General features: G+C 50.9%; 12 protein-coding genes. 5 read left to right on the top strand and 7 right to left on the bottom strand.

The annotated features are described in order from the left end of the window. Positions 1–9: 9 nt before the first annotated feature. A complete protein-coding gene (locus PsW64_RS04335) occupies positions 10–648 on the top strand; it encodes a pyridoxamine 5'-phosphate oxidase family protein (protein WP_063302803.1) in 639 nt (212 codons plus the stop codon). An 81-nt stretch (positions 649–729) separates the two neighbouring features. Here the strand turns inward: PsW64_RS04335 and PsW64_RS04340 are convergent, their stop codons facing one another. Further along, positions 730–1098 (bottom strand): hypothetical protein, encoded by a 369-nt coding sequence (locus PsW64_RS04340; protein ID WP_063302804.1) that lies wholly within the window; start codon positions 1096–1098, stop codon positions 730–732. 343 nt (positions 1099–1441) lie between these two features. Between PsW64_RS04340 and PsW64_RS04345 the strand changes: the two genes are divergently transcribed. Beyond that, positions 1442–1906: an Hsp20 family protein gene (locus tag PsW64_RS04345; protein WP_057461817.1), complete on the top strand. Its 465-nt coding sequence runs from the start codon at positions 1442–1444 to the stop codon at positions 1904–1906. Positions 1907–2530: 624 nt separating this feature from the next. Here PsW64_RS04345 and PsW64_RS04350 read toward each other — a convergent pair. The 6 genes from PsW64_RS04350 to PsW64_RS04375 form a co-directional block, all read right to left on the bottom strand. Continuing rightward, positions 2531–3568 carry a threonine aldolase family protein gene (locus PsW64_RS04350; protein WP_063302805.1) on the bottom strand — a complete coding sequence of 346 codons (1038 nt, stop codon included), beginning with the start codon at positions 3566–3568 and terminating at the stop codon, positions 2531–2533. Positions 3569–3645: 77 nt separating this feature from the next. Further along, positions 3646–4503 carry an endonuclease/exonuclease/phosphatase family protein gene (locus PsW64_RS04355; protein ID WP_063302815.1) on the bottom strand — a complete coding sequence of 286 codons (858 nt, stop codon included), beginning with the start codon at positions 4501–4503 and terminating at the stop codon, positions 3646–3648. Between the two features lie 133 nt (positions 4504–4636). Further along, positions 4637–5227, bottom strand: a complete 591-nt coding sequence (locus PsW64_RS04360; protein WP_057461819.1) for a DoxX family protein — start codon at positions 5225–5227, stop codon at positions 4637–4639. Positions 5228–5298: 71 nt separating this feature from the next. Next, positions 5299–6135 (bottom strand): HvfC/BufC family peptide modification chaperone, encoded by an 837-nt coding sequence (locus PsW64_RS04365; protein WP_063302806.1) that lies wholly within the window; start codon positions 6133–6135, stop codon positions 5299–5301. After that, the gene (bufB, locus tag PsW64_RS04370; RefSeq protein ID WP_063302807.1) at positions 6119–7021 is read right to left on the bottom strand and encodes an MNIO family bufferin maturase; all 903 of its coding nucleotides are present in this window, start codon (positions 7019–7021) and stop codon (positions 6119–6121) included. Before bufB ends, PsW64_RS04365 begins: the two co-directional genes overlap by 17 nt. Before the next feature lie 97 nt (positions 7022–7118). Beyond that, complete coding sequence (locus PsW64_RS04375; protein ID WP_057461822.1) at positions 7119–7412, bottom strand: BufA1 family periplasmic bufferin-type metallophore; 294 nt, start codon at positions 7410–7412, stop codon at positions 7119–7121. Positions 7413–8135: 723 nt separating this feature from the next. Here PsW64_RS04375 and gltB point away from each other — a divergent pair. The 3 genes from gltB to PsW64_RS27735 all read left to right on the top strand — a co-directional run. Then, positions 8136–12818, top strand: a complete 4683-nt coding sequence (gene gltB, locus PsW64_RS04380) for a glutamate synthase large subunit (protein ID WP_082831005.1) — start codon at positions 8136–8138, stop codon at positions 12816–12818. Between the two features lie 11 nt (positions 12819–12829). Then, positions 12830–14263: a glutamate synthase subunit beta gene (locus PsW64_RS04385; protein ID WP_063302808.1), complete on the top strand. Its 1434-nt coding sequence runs from the start codon at positions 12830–12832 to the stop codon at positions 14261–14263. A gap of 88 nt (positions 14264–14351) precedes the next feature. Next, positions 14352–14537: hypothetical protein (locus PsW64_RS27735; protein WP_206599538.1), on the top strand; the 186-nt coding region annotated here is incomplete at its 3' end.

Consider the following 14537-nt stretch of genomic DNA (forward strand, 5'->3'; position numbering starts at 1 on the left):
GATATTTACATGCAAGACACAGACCTAACATCTGTTTCCCACGAGATTACCAGCCTAGCTCAGCTCGAAGAGCTCTATGGAAGCCCGAAACAAATCTCTATCGATAAAGAAGTCGGCTATATTTCTCAGCACTACAAAACCTTTATCGAAACCTCTCCTTTCTTCGCACTCACAACTGTTTCTGAAGAAGGCACCGACTGCTCTCCACGTGGGGACCCTGCAGGCTTTGTAAAGGTCATTGATGAAAAAACCATCGAGTTTCCAGACCGTCGCGGCAACAACCGCATCGATAGTTTGCGTAACATCGTTCAGGATCCACGTGTCTCTTTGCTGTTTATGATCCCTGGTGTCGGTGAAACCATCCGCATCAACGGAAAAGCCAAAATCTCTGCAGACCCATTCCGGCTGGAAGCTCATAAGATAGAAGGTAAACTGCCGAAATCTATCATGGTTGTCACAGTCGAAACCATCTACTACCAGTGTCAGAAAGCCATCTACCGCTCAGGCCTATGGACGGAAGATGCGAAGGTAGACCGCAAAACGGTTCCAACTGCCGGACAAATGGCGCAAGCACTGTCAAAAGTGGAGTTTGACGGCGACGCCTATGACAAGGCTTATCCCGGGCGCATTAAAGAGACAGCATACTAGAGCCTAAACACCGAAAGACCTGCCTTGATAGCAAAGAGGCAGGTCAGACGGATAAACAGATTAAGATCTCGGGAATGCTTCTTAGTACCCCAGATAACGGTACTTGATGATCCAGCCGCTATAGGCATCAACAACCAGACGTGCCCGGTGTTGCCCCTGCCAGCTGGCTTTTACAATATACACGTCGCCCTTACGCTTTACTTTTTTGAAGTTCCGGTAACCCCAGGCCCGTAGACGGCGTTTCACCTGCTTCTTGTTCAATGCATGGTGTTGCCCATGTCCCCAATGACGGTTCTTCTTATAGTGAGCCTGCGTGACCTGAACGCTTACGTTTGGTCCATCGTAGGTGAATTGAGCGCCTGCATTTGCCGGAGCCGCCGCACCAGAAACTCCCAGAACAACAACAGCTGCAGCGGCCAGTCCGGTTACTTTTTTCTTCAAAGCATTCATCTGTTCTCTCCTTGTCGGCAATAGGGTTTGCCTGAATACAAGGAGAACGTAACAAGGCGCGGATGTACGGGATCAGAAGCGCCTGTTCAGGTTCTGTTAATCTGAAAATGCGGGCATCATTCCAGCAAAAACACCTAATTTGAAAAAAACTCTTGAAACTTATTCGCCCCGTCCCCATCTCAAAATCACAGGCGCCACAGAGTGGGTCTGACACCGCTTAGAACCTTCGCCACGAACGGGAAGGCACTGTAAGCAAAAGGAAATTTCATCGTCTGCGCGCTTTGCGGCGAATGGTGAACGTTGCTCAGATGGCCAGTTGGTCACACAAAAGAGGACACATAAAATGCGTCATTTCGATCTTACCCCCCTCTACCGTTCCACTGTTGGTTTCGACCGTCTTTTCTCCATGCTGGATTCAGGAACGGAACAACAGGGCTCAGCCTATCCTCCTTACAACATTGAGCGCACAGGAGAGAGCGCATACCGCATCTCCATGGCAGTAGCCGGTTTTAAGGAAGATGAACTGACGATTGAAGCTAAAGAACATGTCTTGACTGTTTCCGGCGAGAAAAAGCCTGAAAGCGACGAAAAAGAAGTTCTCTACCGAGGTATCGCCTCCCGCGCTTTTGAACGCCGCTTCCAGATCGCCGAGTATGTGAAAGTGATTGGCGCAAGTCTGGAGCACGGATTGCTCCACATTGATCTCATCAGAGAAATTCCTGAGGCAAAAAAACCGCGCAAAATCAACATCACGGCTGGAGACAAAAAAGAACACAAACAAATTGAAGGTGAAACAGTAGCCCACTGATGCCTATTCCTGAAAAACGGAAACCGGTTTTCAGATAAGAATACGCCTTCAAAACCCAAAGCCCTCGCGAGGAACCTTCCTCCCAAACTCCCCCTCGCGAGTGGCCACCCTTGTAACATTCTAGATTTTCCAATGTCTCTCCAAGATTGATTGGCACGCCCCTGCCAATCAATCTCACTCAAATCAACAGGTTCCTCCTCCGCAATCCTCCTATGCGGATTTGTCTGGCTGCCTCTCCCCCCAGTAAGGGCCAGACACAATCAACGCCCCGCTTGCCCCAGCGGGGCGTTCTTTTATGCGCGTGTCAGCAAACACAGAGATACTCTCTCTGCATCTGTTTCTATTTTCTGGAATTTCTGCGTTCCCTACGACCACACAGCCACTTAAGAATTATCGAGTGGTAAGTTACACGCAAAATAAGAAGGGTAGGTTAGTTCACTTAAGGCCTTGCCTTGAACCCACTGGACTGACACCGCAAGGGTTAGCCTCTAACACCCTTGCTAACCCCTTGCAGGTGCCCCGCTGGTCTGCGGATTTATATCCCTCCGCAGACCAGCATTCTATGCCCTTCTGCTCCACACCGCAATCATAAGATGCAATCGCGATACAGGCTGTTTGACGCAATTACCCACGCAGATGCGTCAGAAACTCGTCTACCATCTCTGGTGTGGTCGCAAAGCAGGTCACCAAGCGAAGGAACACTTCATCTTCTGAGACGAAATCCGCTGGAATATCATAAAACTTCGCGCCAGCAGCTTCCAGACGTGCCACCTGTGTTTTGGTGAACACTGGGAACAGTTCGTTGGCCTGTGGTTCGATCGGCAATCGCACGCCTTCAATATCGCGCATACCATTGGCAAGACGCATACACATCGCGTTAGCGTGACGCGCTGAAGCCAGCCAGTCATCGTCCTTCAGGTAACCTTCAAATTGCGCAGAAATAAAGCGCGCCTTTGAGAAGACCTGAGCAGCCCGCTTGCGCAAATATTCAAAGCCCTCAGACTCTTCAGGGTTGAAGAACACAACAGCTTCTGCACACCAACAACCGTTCTTGGTACCGCCAAAGGACAGAACATCCACGCCGGCTTTCCATGTCATCTCCGCAGGAGAGACATCCAGAGACACCAACGCATTCGCAAAACGGGCGCCATCCATATGCAACGGCACATTCCGGCAATGGGCCACATCTGCCAGTGCCTGAATTTCATCAAGCTGGTAGATGGTCCCAAACTCTGTCACCTGAGAGATGGATACCGCAGCAGGACGGCCATGCATCGGATTATTATCCGGCACCTTGTCCATCGCTGTACGCAGCGCATCAGGCGTAAGTTTGCCATGTTCGCCACCAATACCAATCAGCTTATTGCCAGCCGTAAAGAATTCCGGAGCATGGCACTCATCAACATTGATGTGTGCATCTTCATGACAAAACACTGCCCCGCCCGGCTTCGCATAGGTCGCAAGCGCCAGCGAATTGGCTGCTGTTCCTGTAGAAACCAGAAACACGGCAACTTCTTTTTCAAAGAGATCATTGAACTGTTGCTCAATAGAGCGGCTCAATGGATCAACCCCATAAGCGGTGGCAAAGCCGCTTGTATGGTTCGCAAGTGCAGTCATAACTGCACTCGTCGCACCTGCCCAGTTGTCACTCGCAAAAATCATAGGGTTTGAATAACAACAAACCGAGGGAACTCAAGCCATTTTTGGCCTATAGGGCGCAGCTCTCCGCCATAAGCTCTCTAGGTCAACAGCACTTGTACAGAGTCTTTGTGCAGTTGATCCTTCTGAGCATCCGTTTTCAGTGTCAAAACAAGCGGACAATGATCAGAAACCTCAGGTTTTTGAAGCACTTGAAAGTCTATAATCTCCTCAACCCGATCAATCAGCATGTAATCGGCAAATTTTCCCGGTTTTTTGTAATGGGAGTTCCGCGTGGTTTCGATCTCATAATGATTGACCAACTCAACAAGGCCATCGTCTTCCAACAAACGAATGGTCTCACTGCCAGGCTCTACATTAAAATCTCCACATACCACTCTTAGATCACCGGGCTCAGAAACCGCCTGCGAAATATTGAGCAACCGCTTCGCTTGTTCAAAGCGTTCTGGCGTGTCCTTCTTACCATTTAAGTCACGCAGGCCATGCATATGGGTGATGCTCACAGTACGATCTGTTGCATAATCATAAACACGAACTCCATGCACACTGCGAGAGCGTGGATGGTCTCCATAACCTGCCGCAGCGTAAATTTTGTGCACAAATCCTTGCACCTGACCAACGATGGGAAAGGAACGATGCACAAACGTGGCGAGACCCCATTGAGATGAGATAGACTGCTCTTCATCCCAGAGCACACCCTGAGCAGCAGGACAAAAGACGGCAACATGCTCAGGCAGTGCCGCACACACATCACGGAAGAAATTTGCCCGCTGAGGTAAGATGTGATCACCATCCCTATAAGTCAGCCAGTCCTTATCGCTTTCCGGTGTATGAACCACCTCTTGCAGACAAAGAACATCAGGCACAGCCTGAGATAAATACGGCAGCAAGTCAGAGTAGAGCGTCCCTCCCCAACCATTCAAGCACATGATCTGCAACACGATCTCCCATAGTTCTGAGTGCGCATGCTCCAGTCATATACGCAAACGAAAAAGAGCGTATCACTTCAACAGTGATACGCTCTAATAACTATACGCAAACCCGCAGGTTTGTCAGGCTCTCAGTGTAACCTTATGCGTGGCTCTTAGTGTCTGAAACACCAGTTTCGTGGTGAATGCCAAACCACTTGCCCAGCACCCAGTCCAACGAGAAGACGCCAGGACCACGGATCACAAGAACAGTTGCCAGGAAGATCCACAGTGCGCGCTGATCAAAGATCAAAGCAGACGGATGACGATCAAACAGTGCACCAATTGTTGGCATATCAACGCCATGACCAACCACGTCCACAATGGACATAACAATCACGAAGCCAATGAAACCAATGCTTGCGGCACGAGTAAACAAGCCGACAACAATCAGTACCGGAATGATAACTTCACCCCAAGTTCCCAAAAGCACAATCAGGCCATATGGGAAAAACGGGATCTGAGAGATATCGTATCCAGCCGCCTCGGTAATATGCGGCAAGATCTGCGCATATGCACCGGTTGAAGGAAACAAGAACCCGAGCGCACCATCACCAAACTTGGTCAGCGCCGAATTCCAGAAGTACATAAACAGGACGCCCGCGAAAAGAAAGCGCGCAGACAAGCCGAGAAACCAGCCTTCAGTTACGCGCTCCAGCCAGCCAAATACGCCCTGGTATAAATTTACAAGCATTCTCATCGGATTCCTCCTCTGGTGCTTTCCACCACTCGGGGGCCTTACCGCCCGGCCCCTCGCAATCAATATTAAGCTTTGACGTCCACGCTCGCGAACACGCGTGCGCTCAGCAGGCAGCCCAATGCCTGCGACAGATCAAAGAATTTGTAAGAGGATGAAACTGCTTCTGAAGCTTCTCCCAATGTCTTGCCAAAGAACAGTAAATCAGCGAATGCCGCTACGTCCTGAGCCAATCCGGTCAGTGTCACGTCCATATCTGGTCGGCAAATCAAAATCACTTGATCAGCCTCTGGAGTGATGCCTCCCACATCTTCCAAGCGGTTCTGTTTCCAGATCTCGCTAAGCGGAAAACGGGAGTAAATCAGTCTATGTGCAGGGATAGGGGTAAACACCGCATCCCCTAGTTTTGCTGGATCAATCTTGGATAACACATCCGGTGCAACAGGCGTCGCATTTGGCCCGTGGTAAACACGCAGCCATGCCCATTCCAACGCAGCAACATCTTTTAGATAGGGATAGTCTGAAAGTGGAGGAAACGCGCCAATGAACTCAGAGAACTTGCCCCCAAACTCACTCAGTACCGGTTGCTCTGGCGGATGCTTACGAACGAACTCCGCAGCAAGTGCCCGAAAGTAATCGCGCCCAACTAAATCATGTACTGCTGGAAAGTTGGCAGCCATCGCATCAACCAAGCTCGCCATTACGTTATTGCGATAAACGCCATAACGCTTCTCAGAGGGATGACCATCACGCCCTACAACCCCATCGGGCACAGGGACAGCTGGATTCATCAGCCCATCCGAAAACATGTCAAAACCTTGCATGTTCGACTGCAAATCCTGCAAAGGAACGCCAAAACCTTTCAACGCAATCTTTTCCTTAGTGCTATCAGGCGCTTGGGACATGATCACCCCGCTTCTCAGCGGCTTGAGCCTGCGTCTCAATGTGAGATTGTATCACCACATCCGCCTGTTCAGCTTCATAAGCGAGAATTTCCCAGGTCGGAATATTCGCATCCCACTCAATAAGAGTCGGTTGAGGACCAGTCCGGTCAATTGTCCGCGCATAAAGCGCCCACACAGGATCAGCAACTTTACGATCGTGTGCATCGATTAGAAGAGGATAACCCAGCTCGTCTGTTTCTGGTGCATGCCCGCCAAGGTGAATTTCCTGAACGTGCTCAACCGGGAATCGGTCCACATAATCTTCAGGAGAACCACCAGAGTTCGTCGCAGAAACAAAGACATTGTTCACGTCCAGCAGCAATCCGCAGCCAGTTCGTTTTACAATCTCGCGAAGAAACTCAGTTTCTTCATAGGTGCTCTCCTTGAAGATCACATAAGCACTTGGGTTTTCAAGCAACATCTGACGACCAAGGAAGGTCTGCACTTCATCAATATGGTCAACGACCTGCTGCAATGTCACCTCAGTGTAAGGCAGAGGCAGAAGATCATTGAAATACTCGGTGTCGTGTGTTGACCAGGCCAGGTGCTCACTGAAAAGGCCCGGATCATAACGATCAGCGACATCTTTCACGCGAGCAAGGTGCTCTTTGTTCAGCGGATCAGCTCCGCCAATAGACAACCCGACACCATGAAGAGAGATAGGATAATCACGCCGGATCGCTTCAAGGTAACCGTGTGGAGGACCACCGGCACCCATATAGTTTTCCGCGTGAATTTCGAAGAAGCCCATATCAGGTTTGTCATTGAGAATACGATGATAATGATCAGCTTTTAAGCCCACGCCACCTCGTGCAGGTAGTTTTGCATTGACTCTTTGCGCGCACATATCAGTACCTCGTTCTATATTATGACTTCTTCTTAAAGAAACACCGGAGGGGAAAAACCCGCCCCGGTGCAACGCAGTATATTGTAAAGTAAAGCGATTAGTGAGGCAGATCGCGGGAAAGTTCAGTCAAAGAACCTTTACGGTCACCTGGGACTTCAATGGATTCACATGTACCGGTTGGTACGAGGGTCCAAGCATTGCCCTGATAGTCAACAGTGGAAGTACCTGCACAAGTGGTGCCAGCGCCCGCTTTACAGTCGTTTTCACCAGCAAGGGAAACGCCGTAACATTTTTCTTTAGAAGCAGCTTCAGCAACAGTAATGTTTGCACCAGCTACAGCAGCAGTAACAGCGGTTGCAAGTACAGCAGCGGACAACGTTTTTTTGGACATTTCAAAACTCCTCAAATTGAAATTCGGCGATGTGTTCAACAGGTTTGGTTCGCCTCTGAAGACAGTTCTGACAAAAAACTCGATCAATGGGAAATCAAACACATGTTATTTTCACGCGATTAAATCAATAAAATGAGATCATCGTCCTCACAGGTTCGTGAATAGTTGAAATATTATTGCATCTAACTTGAGTTTTAGATGCCGATGCGACAATCGGCCTAATAAAATTAAAAGAATAGAAATAAAGACTTTCTGAAACGCTCTTGCTCTACCCTCTGAAATCTGGCATGTTCGCGACGCGGAAAAGGACAGGAGTGCTGTCCTTATTATCCCGCATGCGTTGATGACAATCTGGAAGACAGCTTCCAAGCGATCCACCTAAGAGATCCACACAACGCAAAAGAGAAGGATGTAGGCGCGTTCCCAACGCCGCGACATTCTCCCCCAAATGTGTGCCATGCGGACATATCGCAATGCACTCGCCAAAGGGGTAAGATAGATCGGAGGAAACTCCGAATGGGCGGCCCTATGTATAAAGAGGCCGTGCTTCATTCGACAGATCCGGGGCAAGCCGTGCCGGGGCTTCGAACGAGCCGCGAGGAAGACCTCCCCGCGACCCGAACGAGGAAGTGACCTTAACCGGTCACATTGAGATGAGCGAAAGTGAGGCCAAAAATGGCAGAAAAAGGAGGAAACACGATGCATATGAGTGGGGGGGAACCTATGAAAACCCGAGCTACCACCACAGGCACCGTTACGGAAAAACTCCGCACTGCTGCCACTGAGGGGCTTTACAATCCAGCCAAAGAGCACGATGCCTGTGGCGTCGGCTTTATAGCTAACCTCAAAGGCGCACAATCTCACCACGTGGTACAAAGCGGCCTTCAGATCGTTGAAAACCTGACACACCGCGGCGCAGTTGGCGCTGACCCATTGATGGGCGACGGTGCAGGTATGCTGACCCAGGTCCCACACGAGTTTTTCAAAGAAGAATGCTCGAAGATCGGATTCGATCTTCCAGAAGCTGGCGAATACGGCGTTGCGTTCTTCTTCCTTCCACAAGATAAAAAGCTCCGCGAGCAGTGCGAAAGCATCGTTGCGGAATGTGTTTCTGATGAAGGTCTAGAAGTATTAGGCTGGCGTGATGTTCCGGTCGACAATTCTTCTTTGTCGAAAGCACCGGATATTGCAGCGACAGAACCTGTTTCCCGTCAGTTGTTTGTAACTCTACCAAACAATACTGATGGCGATATTCTGGAGCGCCGCCTCTTTATCCTGCGCAAAGTGATCTCCAACGTAGTGCGCGAGAAATCTGAGGGCGTAGAAAAAGGCTTCTACGTCGTTTCCTTCTCCAGCCGCACCATCGTCTACAAAGGCATGTTCCTCGCGTACCAGCTTGGCGCTTACTATGACGATCTGCGTGATGAGCGCTTTATCTCTGCGCTGGCGTTGGTTCACCAGCGCTTCTCAACCAACACTTTCCCGTCATGGGATCTGGCTCACCCATACCGTATGGTTGCGCACAACGGTGAAATCAACACCTTGCGCGGCAACGTAAACTGGATGGCAGCCCGTCAGGCGTCTGTGTCTTCTCCGGCATTTGGTGATGACATCAATAAGCTCTGGCCGATCTCTTACGAAGGTCAGTCTGACACAGCATGCTTCGATAACGCCTTGGAATTCCTCACCACTGGCGGCTATTCCCTTGCACACGCAGCGATGATGTTGATCCCGGAAGCATGGGCCGGCAACCCACTGATGGACGAAAACCGTCGTTCTTTCTACCAGTACCATGCCTCTATCATGGAACCATGGGACGGACCTGCAGCGGTAGCCTTCACAGATGGTCGTCAGATTGGCGCAACGCTTGACCGTAATGGTCTACGCCCTGCCCGTTACATCGTCACTGATGATGACTTCGTGGTTATGTCTTCTGAAGTAGGTGTTCTCGACATTCCTGAAGAGAAGATCATCCAGAAGTGGCGTCTCCAGCCAGGCAAAATGCTCCTGATTGACCTGGAAGAAGGCCGCATTGTTTCTGACGAAGAAATCAAGCGCCAGCTCTCCACGGCAAACCCTTATAAAGACTGGCTGCACCGCACGCAGATGGTTCTTGAAGACCTCCCATCCGTGCGCGAACGCGCGCCGGTTGCAGGTGAAACCCTTCTCGACCGTCAGCAAGCCTTTGGTTACACGCAGGAAGACATCAAGCTTCTCATGCAGCCAATGGCAACCGTTGGTCAGGAAGCACTGGGGTCTATGGGTACTGACACACCTGTGTCCGTCCTCTCAGACAAGTCCAAGCTTCTGTACACCTACTTCAAGCAGAACTTTGCGCAGGTAACCAACCCACCGATCGATCCGATCCGTGAAGAATTGGTGATGAGCCTCGTGTCCTTCATTGGACCACGTCCGAACCTGTTTGATCTGAAAGGTCTTTCTACCTCCAAACGTCTGGAAGTACGTCAGCCGATCCTCACCAATGCTGATCTGGAAAAGATCCGCGCCATTGGTGACATCGAAGACAATCAGTTCCAAACAAAAACCCTCGACATCACCTACTCTGCTGAGAAGGGGACCGAGGGCATGGAAGATGCTCTGGAGCGCTTGTGTGCTCGCGCTGAAAAGGCTGTGCATGGTGGTTACAACATCATCATCCTGTCTGACCGCGTAATCTCACGTGCCCGTATTGCAATTCCTGCACTATTGGCGACAGCTGCTGTCCATAACTACCTGATCCGCAAAGGCCTTCGTACCTCAGTGGGTCTTGTGGTTGAAACAGGTGAAGCACGCGAAGTTCATCACTTCTGCGTTCTGGCCGGTTATGGTGCAGAGGCAATCAACCCCTATCTCGCATTCGAAACAATCCGTTCAATGCACTCTGAAGGGTCTTTCCCTGAGGAAGTGGATGAGCATGAAGTTGTCTCTCGCTACATCAAGGCCATCAACAAAGGCATGCTCAAAGTCATGTCCAAGATGGGCATCTCCACCTATCAGTCTTACTGTGGTGCGCAGATCTTTGACGCGGTTGGCCTGAATTCAGAATTTGTAGAAAAATTCTTCTTCGGTACAGCAACAACCATCGAAGGCATCGGCCTGAAAGAAGTTGCTGAAGAGACTGTTGTTCGTCACCACGATGCATTTGAGGATATTCCTGTTCTGCGTCGCTCGCTGGACGTTGGCGGTGAGTATGCGTACCGGACCCGTGGCGAAAACCACATGTGGACCCCGGACAGCATCGCCACACTTCAGCATGCAGTACGCAACAACTTGCCTGAAAAGTATCTGGAGTTCGCCAAGGAAGTGAACGAAGCCTCTGGCCGTTACACAATCCGTGGCATGTTCCGCATCAAATCAGCAGAAGAGCTGGGACGCCGTCCAGTCAACATCGATGAAGTTGAGTCCGCAGAAGACATCGTAAAGCGCTTCTCAACGGGTGCAATGTCTTTCGGCTCAATCTCTCGCGAAGCTCATACATCGCTTGCGATTGCCATGAACAAGATTGGCGGCAAATCCAATACTGGTGAAGGTGGCGAAGAAGCCGAACGCTTCAACCCACTGCCGGACGGATCTCCCAACCCAATGCGTTCTGCGATCAAGCAGGTTGCGTCAGGCCGCTTTGGTGTAACAACCGAATATCTGGTCAACTCTGATATGATCCAGATTAAGGTCGCTCAGGGTGCAAAGCCGGGTGAAGGCGGACAGCTGCCAGGCCATAAAGTGGATGCAGTGATCGCAAAGACGCGTCACTCCACACAGGGCGTAGGCTTGATTTCACCTCCTCCGCACCACGACATCTACTCAATCGAAGATCTGGCGCAGCTGATCTACGATCTGAAGAACGTGAATCCAGAGGCAGATATCTCAGTCAAGCTGGTGTCTGAAGTTGGCGTTGGAACAGTTGCAGCAGGTGTTGCCAAAGCGCGCGCAGACCACATCACGGTCTCAGGCTTTGATGGTGGCACAGGTGCATCCCCACTCACCTCTTTGAAACACGCTGGTTCTCCATGGGAGATGGGTCTTGCTGAGACCCAGCAAACGCTCGTTCTCAATGGTCTGCGCTCCCGTATCGCTTTACAGGTTGATGGCGGTCTTCGCACAGGCCGTGATGTACTTGTTGGCGCTCTTCTGGGTGCAGATGAGTATGGCTTCTCAACAGCTCCGCTGATCGCAGCTGGTTGCTTGATGATGCGTAAGTGTCACCTCAACACCTGCCCGGTTGGTATTGCGACCCAGGATCCGGTTCTGCGGAAACGCTTTAAAGGCACTCCGGAACACGTCATCAACTACTTCTTCTATGTAGCGGAAGAACTTCGCGGCTTGATGGCAGAACTCGGCGTCAGGAAACTGGACGAAATCATCGGTCGCTCCGACATGCTCGACAAAGAAACTGCAATCAATCACTGGAAGTCTGAAGGCCTTGATTTCTCAAGGATCTTCTATCGTCCAGATGCGGCCCAGGAACAAAGCCGCTGGTCACAGCTTCAAGAACATCCAATCAACGAAGTTCTGGACCGTGAACTCATTCGCAACGCGATGCCAGCACTGGAAAGCAAAGAAAAAGTTGAGTTCCCGGCAAAGATCAAGTCAGTTGATCGTTCCGTTGGCGCAATGCTTTCTGGTCAGATTGCTAAACGCTACGGTGCAAAAGGCCTCAAAGACGATACCATCCATATCTCGATGACAGGTACGGCTGGTCAGGCGTTTGGTGCCTTTGTTGCCAAGGGCGTGACGATCGATCTTGAAGGCGATGCAAACGACTATGTAGGCAAAGGCCTCTCAGGTGGTCGCATTATCGTACGCCCACCTGAAAACACCCGCATCGTGCCGGAAAATTCCATCATTGTTGGGAATACCGTTCTTTACGGAGCAACCAGCGGTGAGGTGTACTTCCGTGGTGTTGGCGGCGAGCGTTTCGCAGTTCGTAACTCCGGAGCAACTGCGGTTGTTGAGGGTGTTGGCGACCACGGATGTGAATACATGACTGGCGGTGTTGTTGTTGTAATCGGTCAGACTGGCCGTAACTTCGCAGCAGGTATGTCCGGTGGTGTTGCTTACGTATTGGACGAGGATGGTACTTTTGGCTCCCGTTGTAACCTTGCAATGGTAGACATTCAGCCCGTGCAAGAAGAAGATGACCTGCTCGAAAAGCTGCATCACCATGGTGGCGACATCGAGTACAAAGGACGTGTGGATCTGTCAGCTGACATGACACGCCACGACGACGAACGTCTGCGTCTCATTCTTGAAAACCACGTGAAGTATACTGGTTCCACCAAAGCTCAGAATATTCTGAATGACTGGGAGAACTGGCGTCCGAAGTTTGTGAAAGTTATGCCGGTTGAATACCGTCGCGCGCTTCAGGAAATGAAAGCAGCGCGTCTGGGCCTCGCGGCTGCGGAATAAGAGGGGAAGACATGGGTAAGGTAACTGGCTTTTTGGAGATCGACCGGCAGGAACAAAACTACCAGCCGGCATCAGATCGCATCCGCCATTTTCGCGAATTCACTGTCCCGCTCTCGCAGCCGGAAGTGGAGCGTCAGGCAGCTCGTTGTATGGATTGTGGCATTCCGTTTTGCCACGGTCCTGCCGGTTGTCCAGTAAATAACCAAATACCAGATTGGAATGATCTGGTATTTGCAGGGGACTGGGAAGAAGCTGCTCGTAATCTGCATTCAACCAACAACTTCCCAGAATTCACGGGCCGTATTTGCCCTGCTCCTTGCGAGGAAGCATGCACACTGAATCTGGAAGACATTCCGGTCGCGATTAAGACTGTTGAACAAGCAATCGCTGATCGCGCCTTTAAGGAAGGTTGGATCAAGCCGGAACCAGCAGCCACCAAGACAGGTAAAACTGTTGCGGTTATTGGGTCTGGCCCTGCAGGCATGGCGGCTGCTCAACAGTTGGCTCGCGCTGGTCACACAGTTCATGTTTATGAGCGTGAATCAAGTGCTGGCGGCTTGCTGCGCTATGGTATTCCTGACTTTAAGATGGAAAAACACTACATTGACCGCCGCGTAGAACAGCTGGAAGGAGAAGGTGTAACCTTCCACTACGGTTGCGAGATCGGCAAAGATGTAGAGTTTGAAGAGATCCACACACGTCACGACGCAACACTGCTTTGCACTGGTGCAGAACGTCCGCGTGATCCGGGCATTCCGGGTATGGACCTCAAAGGTGCGATGTATGCGATGCCTTTCCTCGTACAGCAGAACCGCCGCGTTGGTGGTGAAGATGTATCGGGCGAAGAGCCATACTGGGCTGGCGGCAAACACATCGTTGTTGTCGGTGGTGGTGACACCGCATCTGACTGCGTTGGGACCTCCTTCCGTCAGGGTGCTCTGTCTGTAACCCAGATGGACATCCGTCCAATGCCGCCACTGAAGGAAGATAAGAACCAGTTCTGGCCATACTGGCCAACGAAGTTCCGTACCTCAACCTCTCAGGCTGAAGGCGCAGAACGTGAGTTTTCCGCGGCAACGCTCGAAATCGTAGGTGATGAGGACGGTCACGTAACAGGCGTAAAATGTGCTCGTGTGGATGAAAAACGTGTTCCGATTGAAGGAACTGAGTTCATTCTCAAAGCAGACCTTGTTCTTGCAGCCATTGGCTTCTCAGGCCCGAACATGGAAACTTACGTCAAAGAAGCTGGTGACGATCTGGAGCTGGACCCACGCACCAACGTGAAAGCAAACACCGAAGACTACAAGACCTCCATCAAAAAGGTCTTTGCAGCAGGTGACGTGCGCAAAGGCCAGTCCCTTGTGGTCTGGGCTATCCGCGAAGGTCGTCAGGCCGCTCGTTCAATCGATGAGTTCCTGACAGGTTCCTCCAACCTGCCACGCTAAACACAGCGGACAATCAAACAACAAAGCCCCGCTTTCCGGGGCTTTGTTGTTGCTCCATTCTTTCTCACTCATACATTCTGAGTTGAACTTGCAAGCACTAAAAGCACCGCATGGCCTCCCATACAGTGGTGAAACGAGAATTCCCAAAGGTCGGGAAGAGCAAGGCAGCAGGCAACACCCGCGCTACTTGTTAGAAATGAGTCTTTGGCATTGGCTACGTGCCTTGCCCGGGCATTTTGATATGGACAACATCGCCTCTTATCCTGAAAGACAC

The organism is Pseudovibrio sp. W64, from assembly GCF_001623145.1.
Taxonomy (GTDB): Bacteria; Pseudomonadota; Alphaproteobacteria; order Rhizobiales; family Stappiaceae; genus Pseudovibrio.

Bases quoted from the DNA above. Each gene is read 5' to 3' on its own strand.
- PsW64_RS04360 (WP_057461819.1), bottom strand. From the start codon at position 5,227: ATGCTTGTAAATTTATACCAGGGCGTATTTGGCTGGCTGGAGCGCGTA.
- PsW64_RS04365 (WP_063302806.1), bottom strand. From the start codon at position 6,135: ATGTCCCAAGCGCCTGATAGCACTAAGGAAAAGATTGCGTTGAAAGGT.
- PsW64_RS04340 (WP_063302804.1), bottom strand. From the start codon at position 1,098: ATGAATGCTTTGAAGAAAAAAGTAACCGGACTGGCCGCTGCAGCTGTT.
- PsW64_RS04375 (WP_057461822.1), bottom strand. From the start codon at position 7,412: ATGTCCAAAAAAACGTTGTCCGCTGCTGTACTTGCAACCGCTGTTACT.
- gltB (WP_082831005.1), top strand. From the start codon at position 8,136: ATGAAAACCCGAGCTACCACCACAGGCACCGTTACGGAAAAACTCCGC.
- PsW64_RS04350 (WP_063302805.1), bottom strand. From the start codon at position 3,568: ATGATTTTTGCGAGTGACAACTGGGCAGGTGCGACGAGTGCAGTTATG.
- PsW64_RS04385 (WP_063302808.1), top strand. From the start codon at position 12,830: ATGGGTAAGGTAACTGGCTTTTTGGAGATCGACCGGCAGGAACAAAAC.
- bufB (WP_063302807.1), bottom strand. From the start codon at position 7,021: ATGTGCGCGCAAAGAGTCAATGCAAAACTACCTGCACGAGGTGGCGTG.
- PsW64_RS04335 (WP_063302803.1), top strand. From the start codon at position 10: ATGCAAGACACAGACCTAACATCTGTTTCCCACGAGATTACCAGCCTA.
- PsW64_RS04345 (WP_057461817.1), top strand. From the start codon at position 1,442: ATGCGTCATTTCGATCTTACCCCCCTCTACCGTTCCACTGTTGGTTTC.